The sequence below is a fragment of the Klebsiella sp. GN_Kp190 genome (assembly GCF_040061795.1).
In the GTDB taxonomy this organism is placed as follows: domain Bacteria; phylum Pseudomonadota; class Gammaproteobacteria; order Enterobacterales; family Enterobacteriaceae; genus Klebsiella; species Klebsiella michiganensis.
On record NZ_JBEAFN010000004.1, the window covers coordinates 1 to 16,262 of the forward strand.

The following is a 16,262-nucleotide window of genomic DNA, read 5'->3' on the forward strand; positions in this document are numbered from 1 at the left end:
CGTCTGCGGGCCGGTAGCCCGGACAGATGCGCAGCATCGCCTCCGGGGAATTCAGCCACGCTGCGCACCGCTCCCGGGGGCGGCGCTTAACGCGCCTTGCCCGGGCTACAGGTTCACCGCCGTCTGCGGGCCGGTAGCCCGGATAAGGCGCAGCAGCGCCGCAATCCGGGACAGACAACAGCAATATTATTCGATACCTTTGCTGCGCAGATAATCTTCGTAGTTACCGGTGAAGTCCACAACGCGCTCCGGCGTAATTTCAATCACTCGGGTCGCCAGCGAGCTCACAAACTCACGGTCGTGGGAAACAAAGATCAGGGTGCCCTGATACATCTCCAGCGCCATGTTCAGCGATTCGATCGATTCCATATCCAGGTGGTTGGTTGGTTCATCCATCACCAGGATATTCGGTTTTTGCATCATCAGCTTACCGAAAAGCATGCGGCCTTTTTCGCCACCGGAGAGCACTTTCGCCGGCTTCTTGATATCGTCCTGACTGAACAGCAGACGACCCAGGATGCTGCGCACCGCCTGCTCATCATCGCTTTCCTGTTTCCACTGGCTCATCCACTCGAATACCGTCAGATCGTTTTCAAATTCATACTCATGATCCTGCGCGTAGTAGCCAATCTGCGCGTTCTCAGACCATTTAACGGTACCGTTATCGGGCGTCAGATCGCCGACCAGGGTTTTCAGCATCGTGGATTTACCCACGCCGTTGGCGCCCAGAATGGCAAGCTTCTCCCCCACTTCCAGCAGCAGATTGACGTTTTTAAACAGCGGGCCGTTATCAAAGCCTTTCGCCAGCGCTTCCACTTCCAGGGCGTTACGGAACAGCTTCTTATCCTGCTCAAAGCGAATGAACGGGTTCTGACGGCTGGACGCTTTCACTTCGTCCAGCTTAATTTTGTCAATCTGACGGGCGCGCGAGGTCGCCTGGCGAGATTTAGAGGCGTTGGCGCTAAAGCGGCTGACGAAAGATTGCAGGTCGGCAATCTGCGCTTTTTTCTTGGCGTTGTCCGCCAGCAGACGTTCGCGCGCCTGGGTCGCCGCGGTCATGTACTCATCGTAGTTGCCCGGGTAAACGCGCAGCTCGCCGTAATCCAGATCCGCCATGTGGGTACAGACCATATTCAGGAAGTGACGGTCGTGCGAAATGATGATCATGGTGCTGTCGCGATCGTTGAGGGTCTGCTCCAGCCAGCGGATGGTGTCGATGTCCAGGTTGTTCGTCGGTTCATCAAGCAGCAGAATGTCCGGGTTAGAGAACAGCGCCTGCGCCAGCAGCACGCGCAGCTTCCAGCCGGGAGCGACTTCGCTCATCGGGCCGTAATGCTGTTCAACCGGGATGCCGACGCCGAGCAGCAGTTCGCCGGCGCGCGCTTCAGCGGAGTAACCGTCCATCTCGCCGTACAGCACTTCCAGGTCAGCCACTTTGTAGCCATCTTCTTCGCTCATCTCCGCCAGGGAGTAGATGCGATCGCGCTCCTGCTTCACTTCCCACAGCTCGCCGTGGCCCATAATGACCGTATCCAGCACGCTGAACTCTTCAAACGCAAACTGATCCTGACGCAGCTTACCGATACGCTCGTTCGGATCGAGGGAGACGTTGCCCAGCGTCGGCTCAAGATCGCCGCCGAGGATCTTCATAAAGGTGGATTTGCCGCTACCGTTGGCGCCAATCAGGCCGTAACGGTTGCCGCCGCCAAATTTGACGGAAATATTTTCGAACAGCGGCTTACTGCCGAACTGCATGGTGACGTTGCTGGATACTAGCACGGGGTTATCCTGAAAATAGAGAATGAGAAGTGTGATGAACCAGACATTATGCCAGCAAATGCTTCACTTTTCACGGGGCGTTATAAAATCATCAATGACGCCTGTGTTAGGGTCATGTCATATTGCGCGGTTACACTGCTTAATGCGTAATTTTTTACCTTAATCTGGAAGGAACCTATGACCACACACTCCCGCCATCCGGCTTTCTTATCGCTGCAGGGCGGTATCAACTTTCGTGACCTGGGCGGCCAGCGTACCGCCGACGGCCGTCGCGTGCGTACCGGGAAGTTATTCCGCTCCGGCTCGCTGCATATGATGACGGCAGATGACCTCACCCATCTGGACGCGATCCCGCTTAGCCGGGTGATTGATTATCGCGACCCGGGCGAAGTGAATCGCAGCCCCGATAAGCTGAACGAAGCGGCTCACTACCTCAACGCCCCGGCGAATCCGCACGTTCGCGACGTCAACGCCAAAGTCACCGAGCTCAACGCCGCCACCCTGAACGCCCTTAACGGCGAGCAGTTTATGCTGGCGCTCTACCGCCAGCTGCCGTTCAATAACGCCGCTTATCGCCAGCTGGCCGGTTGGCTGATGGAGCCTTTCGACGGCGCGCTGCTGCAGCACTGCGCGGTGGGAAAAGACCGCACCGGCGTTGGCTGCGCGTTGACGCTGTTCGCCCTCGGCTGCGATCGTCATACGGTCATGGAGGAATATCTGCTCACCCAGGGCATGCTGACGCAGGTCGAAGATTTCATGCTCCAGTCCCTCGGCAATGCGCTGACCCCCCGCGGCCGGCAGAACCTGGCGGAAATGATGACGGTGCATGAGTCCTACCTTGCCGCCGCGCTTTCGCAAATCGACGAACGCTACGCCAGCGTCGATGCCTGGCTGGAGAAAGAGTATCAGCTCACGCCGCAGGCGCGAGAAGCGCTCCAGTCGCGGCTTCTGGAGGGGTAATCCCCTCCCGTTTTCAGGCTGCAGAGCCCGCGTTGACGGGCTACACTCAGGGTCACAGGAAAAAAATGTGATTTCGTACACATCTCATTTACCTGTTTGCCGGAAAGCACATATAATGCGCTCCCATCGACTTCCTGTTTAAACTGACAAAGGCCTGTGCGGCATTAACATCGCCCACGACATAAAGATTATGAAATTATCAACACTCTTCGCGGCAGCCTTCGCCATCGTGGGCTTTTGCAACACAGCTTCTGCTGTAACCTACCCTCTGCCCACCGACGGCAGCCGTCTGATTGGCCAGAACCAGGTGATCACCATTCCGGAAGGCAACAAGCAGCCGCTGGAATATTTCGCCGCTGAATACCAGATGGGTTTATCCAACATGCTGGAAGCCAACCCGGGCGTGGACACCTTCCTGCCGAAAGGCGGCACCGTGCTGAATATCCCGCAGCAGCTGATCCTGCCGGACACCGTGCATGAAGGTATCGTCATCAACAGCGCGGAAATGCGCCTCTACTACTATCCGAAAGGCACCAACACCGTCATCGTGCTGCCGATCGGTATCGGCCAGTTAGGCAAAGACACGCCGATCAACTGGGTGACGAAAGTTGAGCGTAAAAAAGCCGGTCCGACCTGGACGCCTACCGCCAAAATGCACGCTGAATATGCCGCAGCCGGTGAACCGCTGCCGGCCGTTGTTCCTGCCGGCCCTGATAACCCGATGGGCCTGTACGCGCTGTATATCGGCCGCCTGTACGCTATTCACGGTACCAACGCTAACTTCGGCATCGGCCTGCGCGTCAGCCACGGCTGCGTGCGTCTGCGTAACGACGATATCAAATTCCTGTTTGAAAACGTGCCGGTCGGCACCCGCGTTGAGTTTATCGATGAGCCGGTAAAAGCCACTACCGAACCTGACGGCAGCCGCTTCATTGAAGTTCACAACCCGCTGTCCACCACGGAAGAGCAGTTCCAGGGCGGCGAAATCGTGCCGATTAACCTGACCAAATCAGTACAGGCGATTACCAGCCAGGCTGACGTAGACCAGAGCGTGGTCGATCAGGCGATCCAGAACCGTTCCGGTATGCCGGTGCGTCTGAACTAAAACGCATCGCACAGAGTGGCGGGCCCGGTGCCCGCCATTTTTTTATCCGTTATTGACCAGAATAATTCCGCCGTGGTCGTAGCGATAGTGGCAATGGGCATACTCCAGCGGCGTACCGTCCTCCAGATAGATCACCTGCTCCACCTCCAGCACCGGGTCGCTCGCTTCGCAGTTGAGATGCTCCCTGTCCAGCGCCTGCGGTTTCATCGCCCGCACCACCCGATACGATCCCATCATCTTCAGCCCCAGCGCCTCCTGCACGTAGCGAAATACCGAGCTTTCGAGATGCGTTTTATTCAGGCCAGGCACCAGCGCAACGGGCATCACGGTGAGGTCCAGCGACACGGGTTCCTCGTTGAGCAGCCGCAGGCGGACGAAATCATAGACCGGGGCATCGGCGTCAATCAGCAACGAGCTTTGCTCTTTTTCCGACGGAAAACGCAGCTCGAAGCGAATCACCCGGCTGGTCACTTCCCCTACATGCTCCCAGGTTTTGGTGGCGCCAAAATAGTCGCTGCCGGGCAGCTCCCACTGCGAAAGCTGGAGGAAGTTTTTGCGCACGAAGGTTCCCTGCCCCTTACGGGTGTAGATAAGGCCTTCGACAATCAGCTGGCGCATCGCCTGCTGGATGGTCATCCTGCTGGTGCTGAACTCCGCCGCTAAGGCGAACTGGTCGGGTAACGGCGCGCTGGCGGGATACTGCCGGCTGATAATACGTTTTTTGATTTCCCGCGCGATACTCAGATATTTGGCCGTCATTCCCGGATCCTTTTACGTGTCTGATAGTGGCTGGCGGGCAGAATATACCATCTGCCCGCGCGAGGCGCCGCTACATCTCTTCGCCGTGGCTGCGGATGGCCCGCTTCAGCCAGGCATAGCTTTTCTTCGGGACGCGCTTAAGGTCCTTAAGGTCGTGGTTTTCACGGTTCACGTAGACAACCCCGTAGCGCTTGCGCATATCGCCCTGCGAACTGAGAATATCGATTAACCCCCAGCCCAGATAGCCAATCACCCGCGCGCCGTCCTCAAACATCGCCTCTTTCATGGCGTTGATATGGTCGCGATGATAGGCGATGCGGTAATCGTCAGCGACCGGATTTTCTCCGTCCCAGGACTCAATCACCCCGATGCCGTTTTCAATCGGGAATACCGGCAGACGCCAGTCGTTGTAGTAGCGGGTAATGATGGTGCGAAAGCCCAGCGGGTCAATCTGCCAGCCCCACTCGGTGGCCTGCAGAAAGTCATTCTTTTTATCGCCAAACTGCATGTAGTGGTTCACCGGCGTGCCCGGCGGGATCGGGTCGCTATCCAGCGCCTTGCTGGCGTAGTAGCTAAAGGCCAGATAGTCGATTTTAACCTGCGCCATCAGCGCCAGATCCTCTGCGCGGTAGATATCCGCAAAGCCTTCGCGGGCGACAACGTGCATGACCTCCGGGCTGTAGCCCTCTCCGGCGAAGGCGCGCAGCAGGTTCTGGTTTAAAAACTCATCGAGCTGCTGGGCGCAAAGGATATCGCGCGGTTTGCAGGTCGCCGGATAGACCAGCGCGTGGGCCAGCATGCCGCCCATCAGGCACTGCGGCTTCGCCTGGTGCAGATACTGCGTCAGGTGCACGTGGGCCATCATCACGTGGTGCTGGATCTGATACAGCTCGCGCAGGGTCTTCTCGCCGCGCATATAGCCTGAAATCAGAAACGCGTCCGGCATGTGGTAGAGATTCTGTTCATTAAAGGTCAGCCACCACTTCACCTTGTCACCAAAGCAGTCGATCATCTTCTGCCCGTAACGAATAAAGGCTTCCATCACCCGACGGTCGGTAAAACCGTTGTAGCGTTCAGCCAGCGACAGCGGCATATCGAAGTGATAGAGGCAGATCATCGGCTCAATGCCGCGGGCAAGCAGTTCATCGATAAACTGGTGATAAAAGGCGATACCTTCTTCATTGAACTCACCGTCGCCTTCCGGGCAAACGCGGCTCCAGGCAATCTGGAAGCGGTAGCAGTTCATGCCCAAATCCTGCATCAGGTCGAAGTCTTCCCGGTAGCGGTGGTACGAGTCGGTTGCCACCTTCCAGTCAGACGCAAATTCCGCCGGCTGGCGGATATCGTAAACCGACATCCCCTTCCCGCCCTCATTCCACGCCCCTTCGGTTTGCATACTGGAAACCGAGTTACCCCATAAAAAATCTGCCGGTAGTGTTCTGTTCATCGCTCGCACCTATGACTAGTCATATTAATTTCATGACTAGTCATATAAACGAAATTATCCCGTCAGGTAAAGTCCAGGATCGCGTTTTGTGAGCGCAACGGATAAAAAAACCGGATCGCGAAACAGACGATCCGGCGTGCAAGAGAGGAAGTTACTGCTGGGCGAGCTGGTCGCGGCGGTATTCGCCCTGGCGCTCCAGCATCCAGCCCGGATACTCTCGCGGCAGCGCGCTGACCGCGTCAAGCCGCGCCAGTTCATCATCATTCAGGGCAATGCTGGTCGCCGCGAGGTTATCGGCGAGCTGCTCAGCGCGCTTCGCGCCAATAATCACGCTGCTTACCGCCGGCTGATGCAGCAGCCAGGCCAGCGCGATTTGCGCCACCGAAACGCCCTTCGCATCGGCAATCTCGCGCATCACATCAATGCAGTCAAAAGCCCGCGCTTTATTCACCGGCGGGAAATCAAACTCCTGACGGCGGCCGCCGCTCGCCGAGTGCCCATCGCGATCGTACTTACCGCTAAGCAGCCCTCCCGCCAGCGGGCTCCAGACCATCAGGCCCAGGCCTTCGCTCTGCATCATCGGCACCAGCTCGCGCTCCAGATCCCGTCCGGCAAGGGTGTAGTAAGCCTGCAACGAGGCAAAACGCGCCAGCCCCAGACGTTCGGAAATGCCCAGCGCTTTGACTATCTGCCATGCCGCCCAGTTCGACACGCCGATATAGCGGACGTGCCCGTGCTGCACCAGGTTATCCAGCGCATACAGCGTCTCTTCGATCGGGGTTGCCGGATCGAAGCCATGGAGTTGATAGAGATCGATATGATCGAGCTGCAGGCGACGCAGGCTCTCCTTCACGCTGCCGATGATGTGATAGCGCGAACTGCCGCGCGAGTTCACGCCTGCGGTGCCGGTTTCGCCAAACACTTTGGTCGCCACGACGACGTTTTCACGCGGCACTTTCAGATTCTTCAGCGCCTGGCCGGTAATCTCTTCCGAGCGCCCTTCTGAATAGACGTCAGCGGTGTCGATGAAGTTGATGCCCGCATCCAGCGCGCTGCCCACCAGCTGCTCTGCCTCCGCCTGGCGCAGCTGCCCCACTTTCCCCCACAGGCCGCCTTCGCCGCCGAAGGTCATGGTGCCGAGGCACAGCTCAGAGACAAAAAGGCCGGTATGGCCCAGTTTTTGATAACGCATAGGACTCGACTCTCCTTCAATCAGGGTGATTCACCATCGTGAATAAAGTTATACCCCGGAAAAGGAGAGCGCGAATGTGGCGTTTCTGTCCGTTTCTTGCCCAATTCTCTGAAAATCAGAGCTGCAGCAATCCGTACCCTACCAGCGCGGCCCACAGCAGCATAGGCAGAGAGTAGATATGGAAACGCCACCAGATACGGCGATCGCCAGCCATGCGCAGCGCAATCAGGTTTGCCAGAGAGCCCGGCAGCAGGCCGAACCCGCCGACGTTTACCGCCCAGGCCAGCAGCACCGATGGTGGAACGTAATTGAGCAGCAAAATGGTCGCCGGGACGTTGCTGATAAACTGCGACAGGCCAATCGACGTCAGCCACAATCCGCCTGCCGAGAGCTGGCCGACGCCGTTAAGCGCATGCTGGAGAGCCGGTAGCTGGGTCAACAGGTGAACGTCAATAAACATCGCCATGAAGACCAGCAGCAGCGTCCAGTCGACGTGGATAATGACCGCCCGCGCCAGCAGCAAAAAACCCAGCGCGATCAGTGCCAGTCCCCACAGCTCCTGCTTCAGCTCTAAGGCGGCTAAAAAGACCCCATAAAACGCCAGGCAGCTCCAGACCAGCTTTGGCCGCCAGGAGGGCGCCCTGTCGCTACTCTGATAGTCGAGACGCTTCGCGGGGAAACAGAACCAGCACAGCGCCAGCAGGGTGAGCATCATCGCTGCCGCCAGCGGCAGCATCTGGCCGATAAAGGCCGGAAAGGAGAGGCCCGAGCGCCCCCAGAGAAGAATGTTTTGCGGGTTACCGATGGGCGTTAACAACGACCCGGCGTTCACCGCCAGCGCTTCAAAAATGATGAGACGGCTTGTCGGGATGGCGCACCATTTTTTTAGAGTCAGCGTGAGCGGCACGACGATGAACAGCGCCACGTCGTTGGTTAAGAAGGTGGATAGCAGCGCGGCCGCCAGCACCATAAAGATGGCCAGCTGGCGCTCGGTCACAAAGCGGCGCGCCATTTTGCGACCTATTACGTCAAAATAGCCGCTCAGTTCAATACCTTTGGTCAGTAGCATCAGCCCGCTAAGGGTGATAATCGTATGCCAGTCAATGGCGTGTAGCCAGCCTGCAGGGGCAACCGGAACAAAAAAGCTTAAAACAACGCCGACGATCAGCAGCAGATGCAAAAAACGGTCGCGGATTAGCGACTGAACAAAGACGAGGTTCATTCTCCCGGTGACCCCTGCTTGAGGGTAAACTGTTTAAACATCGCCAGCGTCTCTTCGCTGACGTGGTGCTCCATGCCTTCGGCGTCGCGACGCGCAATTTCCGGGCTAACGCCGATCACCAGTAAAAAGTTTTCGACGATCTGGTGGCGTTCGCGGCTTTCATGCGCCAGCTTCTCACCTTCCGGGGTTAAAAAGATCCCCCGCCATGGGATCTGTTCGATCAGCCCGACGCTGGCCAGTCGTTTTAACATTTTCGCAACCGTTGGCTGCGACACCCCAAGACGCGCGGCCATGTCCACCTGACGGGCTTCCCCCACCTCCATAATCAGATCGGAGATCAGCTCCACGTAGTCATCAATCAGCTCCCGACGATGCGCCTCGCGCACCTGACGAAACCCCTCAACGTGTTCTTCGACATTCACTAGCTGCGTCACTTTTTTTGTTATTGGCTTACCTGCGCGACGGTTCATTGTGCTTCCTCATTCCTGTGACGCATCAAGCATCATATAAAAGGATCCCTATTGTAATGGATCGCGCACAGAGAACAAAAAATTAACGTTTTAGCCATAGCTATAAAATATAGCCTGTGCTATATCTGTATGTAATACACACATCCTTCAAGGAGTGAAGGACGAAGTTACAGGAGGTCGAGATGAATGAATTCAAGAGGTGTTTAAACGTGTTTACCCATTCTCCTTTTAAAGTACGGTTAATGCTTGTCGGTATGCTGTGCGATCTGATCAACGGCAAGCCCCAGCAGGATAAACCCAACAACTAATGCGGCGTCGCGGTACGCCGCTTCATTTTTCTGTCATAATTTCCCGTCAAACTGGCTGATTACTCAGCGCTACGGCAACTTTTTTCAAGTTTTGTAAGCTTCCTCCCAAAACAATCCGTTATGGATGGTTGACCTTAACATTTGCAAGCCCTATCTTTTGTCAGCCCTGCCACTACTGCGGCTCGCAGAGACCCTCTTCACGCACTGTCCAGCAGGTTTTACCCCTTGATGCCAGGGGACGCACATGGCTCTTTTTGATTGTTTACTATGAATGTCACGCTGAAAGAAACGCTGGTCGCCCGCGGACTGGTACTGAACCCATGGACAGGATTCTACTTTTTACAATCGCTGTTTATTAACCTGGCGCTGGGCTACGACTTTAGCCTGCTCTATACCGTTGCTTTTACCTGCGTGCTGCATCTGCTGTGGCGCAGCTTTCCGCGCGCGCAAAAAGTGACGATCGGCGCCTATTCGCTGCTGGCGGCCATGTACTATCCTTTCGGCCAGGCCTACGGCGCGCCCAATTTCAACACGCTGCTGGCGCTGCATGCCACAAACATCGAAGAGTCCACCGAGATCCTGACCATTTTCCCGTGGTACAACTATCTGCTGGCCGTGTTTATCTTTGCGCTCGGCGTGATTGCCGTACGGCGCAAGCCGGATGCATCGGCGCGATGGGGGAAAATGGAGACGCTGGGGCTGCTGTTCTGCACCGCTATTTTCTTTCTCCAGCCGGTGCAAAACCTCGCCTGGGGCGGCGTCTTTAAGGTTATCGACACCGGCTACCCCGCCGTACGCTTCGTTAAAGACGTGGTGGTGAATAATAATGAAGTGCTGGATGAGCAGGCGCGAATGGCGCAGCTGGCGAATATGAAAGACAGCTGGCACGTGCTGGCGGTAAAGCCCAAATATCATCTGTATGTGGTGGTGATCGGCGAGAGCGCGCGTCGCGATGCGCTCGGCGCCTTTGGCGGCCACTGGGACAACACCCCGTTCGCCAGCTCGGTAAAAGGCTATCTGTTCAATGACTACGTTGCCGCCAGCGGTTCAACGCAGAAATCGCTCGGTTTAACCCTCAACCGGGTGGTCGATGATAAACCGCAGTTTCAGGATAACTTTGTCACCCTCGCCAACCGCGCCGGTTTTCAGACCTGGTGGTTCTCGAATCAGGGGCAAATTGGCGAATACGATACGGCAATTGCCAGCATCGCCAAACGCGCGGACGAAGTTCAGTTCCTCAAGAACGGCGATTTCGAGGCCAATAAAAACACTCAGGATGAGCAGCTATTAAAGCTGACCGCGCAGGTGCTTGCCACCCGCCGCACCCAGCCGCAGCTGATTGTCCTGCATTTGATGGGTTCGCATCCGCAGGCCTGCGACCGCACCAAAGGGAAATACGCGGTTTTTGTTCAGTCGAAAGAGACCTCCTGCTATCTCTACACCATGACGCAAACCGATACGCTGCTGAGCGATCTTTATACTCAGCTACAAAACTCGGGCGAAACCTTCTCGATGACCTATTTTTCCGATCACGGTCTGGCTTTTAAAGAGCGCGGGAAAGAGGTGCAGTATCTGGCGCACGACGATAAGTACCAGCAGAATTTCCAGGTCCCCTTTATGGTGATCTCCAGCGATGATAAAGCGCATAAGGTCATTAAAGCGCGGCGGTCCGCCAACGACTTCCTCAGCTTCTTTTCGCAGTGGACCGGCATCAGCGCTCAGGAGATTGCCCCGCGCTATCGTTTTATCTCGGAACAGAAGGCCGGCCCCATCTACATCACTAACTTCCAGCTGAAGAAAGTGGACTATACCCATCTGGGTACCGACGCGTTTACCGTCAATTAACACGGTTGCGTAAACCGCAGGCAAAAAAAATCCGCCCCTTGAGGCGGATTTTTTATATCACCGGAGTGATTAGAAGCGGTAACCTACGCCAGCAATCCAGGTGCCAACGTCAACGTTACGAATGCGAGACTGCTCGTAGGAGAAGTCCAGAGCAACGTTTTCGATCGGGTTGAACTGCAGACCAGCACCGTAAGAGAAACCGTAGTCGCTCATGTCAGATTTGTTCGGGTAGCTGTTGTCCTGGAATTTACCGTAACCAACACCCACTACGCCGTAGATGCTCGCCCAGTCATTCAGACGGTAAGCCGGACCTGCGGTGATGCCGTAGTACTGGCCTTTTTTGTAAACGCCAGACTCAGAACGATCTTTTTCGGTGTAGGTGAAAGAACCGATAACACCCAGCGGGTTGTTGTCTTGCTCGTAGCGGTACTTCAGGTTGAAACCGCCTGCTTTGTTCGCTTCACCCTGCATGTCGCTCTGCGCGTAGCCACCGGTAACGGTAGAAGTCGCGGCGAAAGCAGTGGTACCTACGGATGCAGCCAGAACAACGGCCAGTGCTGAAAAACGTGCAATTTTATTCATAACCACCTCAAATGTGTTTCTAATAAGTCCTAAGCCTTAAATATAACAAAAACTTTTGGGAAACTCTTTTCACTTTACATTGTCTAACGTACTTTTTCATGTAACTAAAGGTTTCTACGTTTCTATAACAAACTGGAAAACAAACCTTTTTTACAAATATACTCCTATTAAGGCTCATAAAGCGCCAGACGTGTATCCAGATTATTCCTAATCTTCTGGTGAAATTATCTTCAACCCCGCGCTATTGTACTGCTTTTACACCCCTTTTTTTCAACATTAGCTCAACCGGCGCGGGGTAATTCATTTACACTGGAACCTTTACCGCATTTGACAAAATTGACAGGAGAAAGGATGCCCGGCTCTTCCCGCAAAGTACCGGCATGGTTGCCGATACTGGTTATTTTAATTGCCATGATTTCGATCCAGAGTGGCGCCTCACTGGCCAAGTCACTCTTCCCGCTGGTGGGTGCGCCGGGCGTTACCGCCCTGCGCCTCGCGCTCGGCACCTTCATCCTGGTGGTTATCTTCAAACCCTGGCGCCTGCGCTTTGCCCCGGAGCAGCGCCTGCCGCTGCTCTTCTACGGCCTGTCGCTCGGTGCGATGAACTACCTGTTCTATTTATCGATTCAGCGCATTCCGCTAGGCGTCGCCGTCGCGCTGGAATTTACCGGCCCCCTGGCGGTGGCGCTCTTTGGCTCCCGTCGCCCCCTCGATTTCGTCTGGGTGGCGCTGGCGGTGCTCGGGCTCTGGTTTCTGCTGCCGCTGGGGCAAAGCGTGGCGCAGATCGATCCCATTGGCGCGCTGCTGGCCCTTGGCGCTGGCGCCTGCTGGGCGGTCTACATTCTGACCGGTCAGCGCGCCGGCGAAGAGCATGGCCCCGCAACGGTCGCTATGGGGTCGCTGATCGCTGCGGTGGTCTTCGTCCCGATGGGGATGATCCAGGCCAGCGATACGCTCTTTCAGTGGGGGCTGCTGCTGCCGGGACTGGGGATCGCCATTTTATCGACCGCGCTGCCCTACTCTCTGGAAATGGTTGCCTTGACCCGCATGCCCAGCAAGACCTTTGGCACCCTGATGAGCATGGAGCCGGCTCTCGCCGCGCTTTCCGGAATGGTGTTTCTTGGGGAAACGCTAACCGCGACCCAAACGCTGGCGCTGGGGGCGATTATTCTTGCCTCGATGGGCTCCACGCTGACAATGCGTCGGGAAACGAAGATACAGAAGGTCGACATCAGCTAGCGAAAAGGAGCTGATTGACGAGAAACTCAATCATCTCCTTAATTTATAAACTATTTTTCCTGACTAACAGCCCTGCGCTATCAGACCGATAGAGACTACCGCCGCTGCAAAGCTCAAATCCGTTGCTATACTTAATTCCGCAAGTTATTGGGATGAGACGCTCCGAATAATTCGAATTTGAAGTATGACGAGTACAAATATCAAGAGGATATGACACTATGAGTACCGCAAAACTGGTTAAAACTAAAGCAACGAATCTGCTCTATACCCGTAACGACGTCGCTGATAGCGCGAAGAAAGCGACCGTTGAGCTGCTGAATCGCCAGGTGATCCAGTTCATTGACCTGTCTTTGATTACCAAACAGGCTCACTGGAATATGCGCGGTGCAAACTTTATTGCCGTTCATGAGATGCTGGACGGCTTCCGCACTGCGCTCGTCGACCACCTTGATACGATGGCAGAACGTGCCGTACAGCTTGGTGGCGTAGCGCTGGGTACGACTCAGGTCATTAACAGCAAAAGCCCGCTGAAAAGCTACCCGCTGGATATCCATAGCGTCCAGGACCATCTGAAAGAGCTGGCCGACCGCTATGCGATCGTCGCCAACGATGTGCGTAAAGCCATCGATGAAGCCAAAGATGAAGATACCGCTGATATCTTCACCGCTGCTTCACGCGACCTGGATAAATTCCTGTGGTTCATCGAAGCCAATATCGAGTAAGGCCAACTGCCGTCAGCCACGCTGGCGGCTTTTTTTCTTTCCACTTCCCCGCCGCGCACCACTTCAGTGCATGAGAATGTACAAAATACGCGCAAAAGTAAATCAATTGTAATAATCACCTCACACAATCGTTACGCCGAGATTGTTTTAACATCAGGGTTTGCGTTAAAAATGCTCTTGTTATGCGATGCCTTTATGACGCACCAAAACGGCGCCCCATATCGGTGCATTTAACGTTATCCGTTATCAAAATTGTGCAACAGGCGCCTTCCTGCTTGTTATAAAACAACAGGTTGTAAAAGTGGCATGATTTTTTCATAAGGCAACTCGTTCTCGCAGGGGATCGTCCCGTGGATATAAAAGGAAATGCTATGAAGTCTGTATTTAAAGTTTCACTGGCTGCACTGACCCTGGCTTTTGCGGTTTCTTCTCACGCCGCTGATAAAACACTGGTTGTCGCGACCGACACGGCGTTTGTACCGTTCGAATTTAAACAGGGCGATAAGTATGTCGGTTTCGACGTTGACCTGTGGGCTGCCATTGCGAAAGAGCTGAAGCTTGACTACACCCTGAAGCCAATGGACTTCAGCGGTATCATTCCGGCACTGCAGACCAAAAACATCGATCTCGCGCTGGCGGGGATCACCATCACCGACGAACGTAAAAAAGCGATCGACTTCTCTGACGGCTACTACAAAAGCGGCCTGCTGGTCATGGTTAACGCGAATAATAACGATATTAAAGATGTCAAAGATCTGAACGGTAAAGTGGTTGCCGTGAAGGGCGGCACCGGCTCCGTTGATTACGCGAAAGCCAATATCAAAACCAAAGATCTGCGCCAGTTCCCGAACATCGATAACGCCTATATGGAACTGGGTACCGGTCGCGCTGATGCGGTTCTGCACGATACGCCAAACATCCTTTACTTCATCAAAACTGCGGGTAACGGCAAGTTCAAAGCGGTAGGCGACTCGCTGGAAGCGCAAAACTACGGTATCGCCTTCCCGAAAGGCAGCGACGAGCTGCGTGAAAAAGTGAACGGCGCGCTGAAAACGCTGCGTGAGAACGGCACTTACAACGAAATTTATAAAAAATGGTTCGGTACTGAACCCAAATAATAATTAGCGATACTCTCTTCCAGGCCTGCTGTGGTCTGGTAGACCTGGAGCTCTCCGGGCTACCCGTCAGCAGGCCTGAATAGTTTTCTCAGGGGGTTTTCCTCTGTTTTCGACACGGTAACAGGAACACATTATGCAGTTTGACTGGAGTGCCATCTGGCCCGCCATCCCAATTTTACTGGAAGGCGCCAAAATGACGCTGTGGATTTCGGTCCTCGGCCTGGTCGGCGGTCTGATAATCGGTCTGGTGGCCGGTTTCGCCCGCTGTTTCGGCGGCTGGATTGCCAACCACATTGCGCTGGTCTTTATCGAAATCATCCGCGGCACCCCGATTGTGGTGCAGGTCATGTTCATCTACTTCGCCCTGCCGATGGCGTTTAGCGATTTACGCATCGACCCGTTCTCGGCGGCGGTGGTAACCATTATGATCAACTCCGGCGCCTATATTGCGGAAATCACCCGCGGCGCGGTGCTGTCGATCCATAAAGGGTTCCGGGAAGCAGGCCTCGCGCTGGGCCTTTCTCGTCGGGAAACTATCCGCTACGTGATCCTGCCGCTGGCGCTGCGCCGTATGCTGCCGCCGCTGGGAAACCAGTGGATTATCAGCATCAAAGATACCTCGCTGTTTATCGTCATCGGCGTGGCCGAACTGACCCGTCAGGGCCAGGAAATTATTGCCGGTAACTTCCGCGCGCTGGAGATCTGGAGCGCCGTTGCGGTTATCTACCTGATCATCACCCTGGTGCTGAGCTTTGTTCTGCGTCGTCTTGAAAGAAGGATGAAAATCCTGTGATTGAATTTAAAAACGTTTCCAAGCATTTTGGCCCAACCAAGGTGCTGCATGATATCGATCTGAAGATCAACCAGGGCGAAGTCGTGGTGATTATCGGGCCGTCCGGTTCCGGTAAATCGACCCTGCTGCGCTGTATTAACAAACTTGAAGAGATTACCAGCGGCGATTTGATCGTCGACGGTCTGAAGGTCAACGACCCGAAGGTTGACGAGCGGCTGATTCGCCAGGAAGCCGGGATGGTATTCCAGCAGTTTTATCTGTTCCCGCACCTGACGGCGCTGGAAAACGTGATGTTCGGCCCGCTGCGCGTTCGCGGCGCCAATAAAGCGGCGGCGGAAAAACTGGCGAAAGACCTGCTGGAGAAAGTGGGCCTCGCGGAACGTGCGCACCACTACCCTTCTGAGCTTTCAGGCGGACAGCAGCAGCGCGTGGCCATTGCCCGGGCGCTGGCGGTTAAACCCAAAATGATGCTGTTTGATGAGCCGACTTCCGCGCTTGACCCTGAACTGCGTCATGAAGTGCTGAAAGTGATGCAGGATCTGGCCGAAGAAGGCATGACCATGGTTATCGTTACCCACGAAATCGGCTTCGCCGAAAAAGTGGCGTCGCGCCTGATCTTTATCGATAAAGGGCGCATTGCGGAAGATGGCGATCCGCAGATGCTGGTGAATAACCCGCCCAGCCCGCGCCTGCGCGAGTTTTTGCAGCACGTAGCCTGATC

At 55.3% G+C, this 16,262-nt stretch carries 16 protein-coding genes; 9 read left to right on the plus strand and 7 right to left on the minus strand.

Annotation, left to right across the window (positions count from 1 at the left end; translation table 11 throughout):
- Positions 1-186 precede the first annotated feature (186 nt).
- Entirely contained in the window at positions 187-1,779 is a 1,593-nt protein-coding gene (locus ABLU67_RS01530; protein WP_004849135.1) for an ABC-F family ATPase, read from the minus strand.
- Positions 1,780-1,956: 177 nt separating this feature from the next.
- Here ABLU67_RS01530 and ABLU67_RS01535 point away from each other — a divergent pair, with 177 nt between their 5' ends.
- On the plus strand, positions 1,957-2,739 hold the full coding sequence (locus ABLU67_RS01535) for a tyrosine-protein phosphatase (RefSeq protein ID WP_014228522.1): 783 nt from the start codon (positions 1,957-1,959) through the stop codon (positions 2,737-2,739).
- 190 nt (positions 2,740-2,929) lie between these two features.
- Positions 2,930-3,844, plus strand: a complete 915-nt coding sequence (ldtB, locus tag ABLU67_RS01540) for a L,D-transpeptidase (protein ID WP_049069220.1) — start codon at positions 2,930-2,932, stop codon at positions 3,842-3,844.
- A gap of 42 nt (positions 3,845-3,886) precedes the next feature.
- Here the strand turns inward: ldtB and ABLU67_RS01545 are convergent, their stop codons facing one another.
- From ABLU67_RS01545 to mntR, 5 genes are all read right to left on the minus strand, one after another.
- Positions 3,887-4,603 (minus strand): GntR family transcriptional regulator, encoded by a 717-nt coding sequence (locus tag ABLU67_RS01545; protein ID WP_109241053.1) that lies wholly within the window; start codon positions 4,601-4,603, stop codon positions 3,887-3,889.
- 70 nt (positions 4,604-4,673) lie between these two features.
- Positions 4,674-6,050 (minus strand): glycoside hydrolase family 1 protein, encoded by a 1,377-nt coding sequence (locus ABLU67_RS01550; RefSeq protein WP_025108091.1) that lies wholly within the window; start codon positions 6,048-6,050, stop codon positions 4,674-4,676.
- Between the two features lie 151 nt (positions 6,051-6,201).
- On the minus strand, positions 6,202-7,242 hold the full coding sequence (locus tag ABLU67_RS01555) for an aldo/keto reductase (protein ID WP_025108092.1): 1,041 nt from the start codon (positions 7,240-7,242) through the stop codon (positions 6,202-6,204).
- Between the two features lie 115 nt (positions 7,243-7,357).
- Positions 7,358-8,464 (minus strand): anion transporter, encoded by a 1,107-nt coding sequence (locus tag ABLU67_RS01560; RefSeq protein WP_348852125.1) that lies wholly within the window; start codon positions 8,462-8,464, stop codon positions 7,358-7,360.
- Positions 8,461-8,934, minus strand: a complete 474-nt coding sequence (mntR, locus tag ABLU67_RS01565) for a manganese-binding transcriptional regulator MntR (RefSeq protein WP_014228517.1) — start codon at positions 8,932-8,934, stop codon at positions 8,461-8,463. The genes ABLU67_RS01560 and mntR overlap by 4 nt, the downstream gene beginning before the upstream one ends.
- A 182-nt stretch (positions 8,935-9,116) precedes the next feature.
- On the opposite strand from mntR, the gene mntS reads away from it, so the two are divergent.
- Together mntS and ABLU67_RS01575 are read left to right on the plus strand one after the other, a co-directional pair.
- The gene (gene mntS / locus ABLU67_RS01570; protein ID WP_004100500.1) at positions 9,117-9,242 is read left to right on the plus strand and encodes a manganase accumulation protein MntS; all 126 of its coding nucleotides are present in this window, start codon (positions 9,117-9,119) and stop codon (positions 9,240-9,242) included.
- 267 nt (positions 9,243-9,509) lie between these two features.
- The gene (locus tag ABLU67_RS01575) at positions 9,510-11,087 is read left to right on the plus strand and encodes a phosphoethanolamine transferase (RefSeq protein ID WP_032694517.1); all 1,578 of its coding nucleotides are present in this window, start codon (positions 9,510-9,512) and stop codon (positions 11,085-11,087) included.
- A gap of 69 nt (positions 11,088-11,156) precedes the next feature.
- Here the strand turns inward: ABLU67_RS01575 and ompX are convergent, their stop codons facing one another.
- Complete coding sequence (gene ompX / locus ABLU67_RS01580; RefSeq protein WP_004130755.1) at positions 11,157-11,669, minus strand: outer membrane protein OmpX; 513 nt, start codon at positions 11,667-11,669, stop codon at positions 11,157-11,159.
- 351 nt (positions 11,670-12,020) lie between these two features.
- On the opposite strand from ompX, the gene rhtA reads away from it, so the two are divergent.
- The 5 genes from rhtA to glnQ all read left to right on the plus strand — a co-directional run bounded on the left by rhtA (position 12,021) and on the right by glnQ (position 16,260).
- A complete protein-coding gene (rhtA, locus tag ABLU67_RS01585) occupies positions 12,021-12,908 on the plus strand; it encodes a threonine/homoserine exporter RhtA (RefSeq protein ID WP_004100495.1) in 888 nt (295 codons plus the stop codon).
- A gap of 218 nt (positions 12,909-13,126) precedes the next feature.
- Positions 13,127-13,630, plus strand: coding sequence for a DNA starvation/stationary phase protection protein Dps (gene dps / locus ABLU67_RS01590; RefSeq protein ID WP_004130751.1), 504 nt, complete (start codon positions 13,127-13,129; stop codon positions 13,628-13,630).
- A gap of 371 nt (positions 13,631-14,001) precedes the next feature.
- Positions 14,002-14,748, plus strand: coding sequence for a glutamine ABC transporter substrate-binding protein GlnH (gene glnH / locus ABLU67_RS01595; RefSeq protein ID WP_004849110.1), 747 nt, complete (start codon positions 14,002-14,004; stop codon positions 14,746-14,748).
- A gap of 133 nt (positions 14,749-14,881) precedes the next feature.
- Positions 14,882-15,541: a glutamine ABC transporter permease GlnP gene (gene glnP / locus ABLU67_RS01600; RefSeq protein WP_004100490.1), complete on the plus strand. Its 660-nt coding sequence runs from the start codon at positions 14,882-14,884 to the stop codon at positions 15,539-15,541.
- On the plus strand, positions 15,538-16,260 hold the full coding sequence (glnQ, locus tag ABLU67_RS01605) for a glutamine ABC transporter ATP-binding protein GlnQ (RefSeq protein ID WP_004849106.1): 723 nt from the start codon (positions 15,538-15,540) through the stop codon (positions 16,258-16,260). The genes glnP and glnQ overlap by 4 nt, the downstream gene beginning before the upstream one ends.
- Positions 16,261-16,262: the final 2 nt, after the last annotated feature.

Bases quoted from the DNA above. Each gene is read 5' to 3' on its own strand.
- glnH (WP_004849110.1), top strand. From the start codon at position 14,002: ATGAAGTCTGTATTTAAAGTTTCACTGGCTGCACTGACCCTGGCTTTT.
- ABLU67_RS01560 (WP_348852125.1), bottom strand. From the start codon at position 8,464: ATGAACCTCGTCTTTGTTCAGTCGCTAATCCGCGACCGTTTTTTGCAT.
- ABLU67_RS01545 (WP_109241053.1), bottom strand. From the start codon at position 4,603: ATGACGGCCAAATATCTGAGTATCGCGCGGGAAATCAAAAAACGTATT.
- dps (WP_004130751.1), top strand. From the start codon at position 13,127: ATGAGTACCGCAAAACTGGTTAAAACTAAAGCAACGAATCTGCTCTAT.
- glnP (WP_004100490.1), top strand. From the start codon at position 14,882: ATGCAGTTTGACTGGAGTGCCATCTGGCCCGCCATCCCAATTTTACTG.
- mntR (WP_014228517.1), bottom strand. From the start codon at position 8,934: ATGAACCGTCGCGCAGGTAAGCCAATAACAAAAAAAGTGACGCAGCTA.
- ompX (WP_004130755.1), bottom strand. From the start codon at position 11,669: ATGAATAAAATTGCACGTTTTTCAGCACTGGCCGTTGTTCTGGCTGCA.
- ABLU67_RS01550 (WP_025108091.1), bottom strand. From the start codon at position 6,050: ATGAACAGAACACTACCGGCAGATTTTTTATGGGGTAACTCGGTTTCC.
- rhtA (WP_004100495.1), top strand. From the start codon at position 12,021: ATGCCCGGCTCTTCCCGCAAAGTACCGGCATGGTTGCCGATACTGGTT.
- ldtB (WP_049069220.1), top strand. From the start codon at position 2,930: ATGAAATTATCAACACTCTTCGCGGCAGCCTTCGCCATCGTGGGCTTT.
- mntS (WP_004100500.1), top strand. From the start codon at position 9,117: ATGAATGAATTCAAGAGGTGTTTAAACGTGTTTACCCATTCTCCTTTT.
- ABLU67_RS01555 (WP_025108092.1), bottom strand. From the start codon at position 7,242: ATGCGTTATCAAAAACTGGGCCATACCGGCCTTTTTGTCTCTGAGCTG.
- ABLU67_RS01535 (WP_014228522.1), top strand. From the start codon at position 1,957: ATGACCACACACTCCCGCCATCCGGCTTTCTTATCGCTGCAGGGCGGT.
- ABLU67_RS01575 (WP_032694517.1), top strand. From the start codon at position 9,510: ATGAATGTCACGCTGAAAGAAACGCTGGTCGCCCGCGGACTGGTACTG.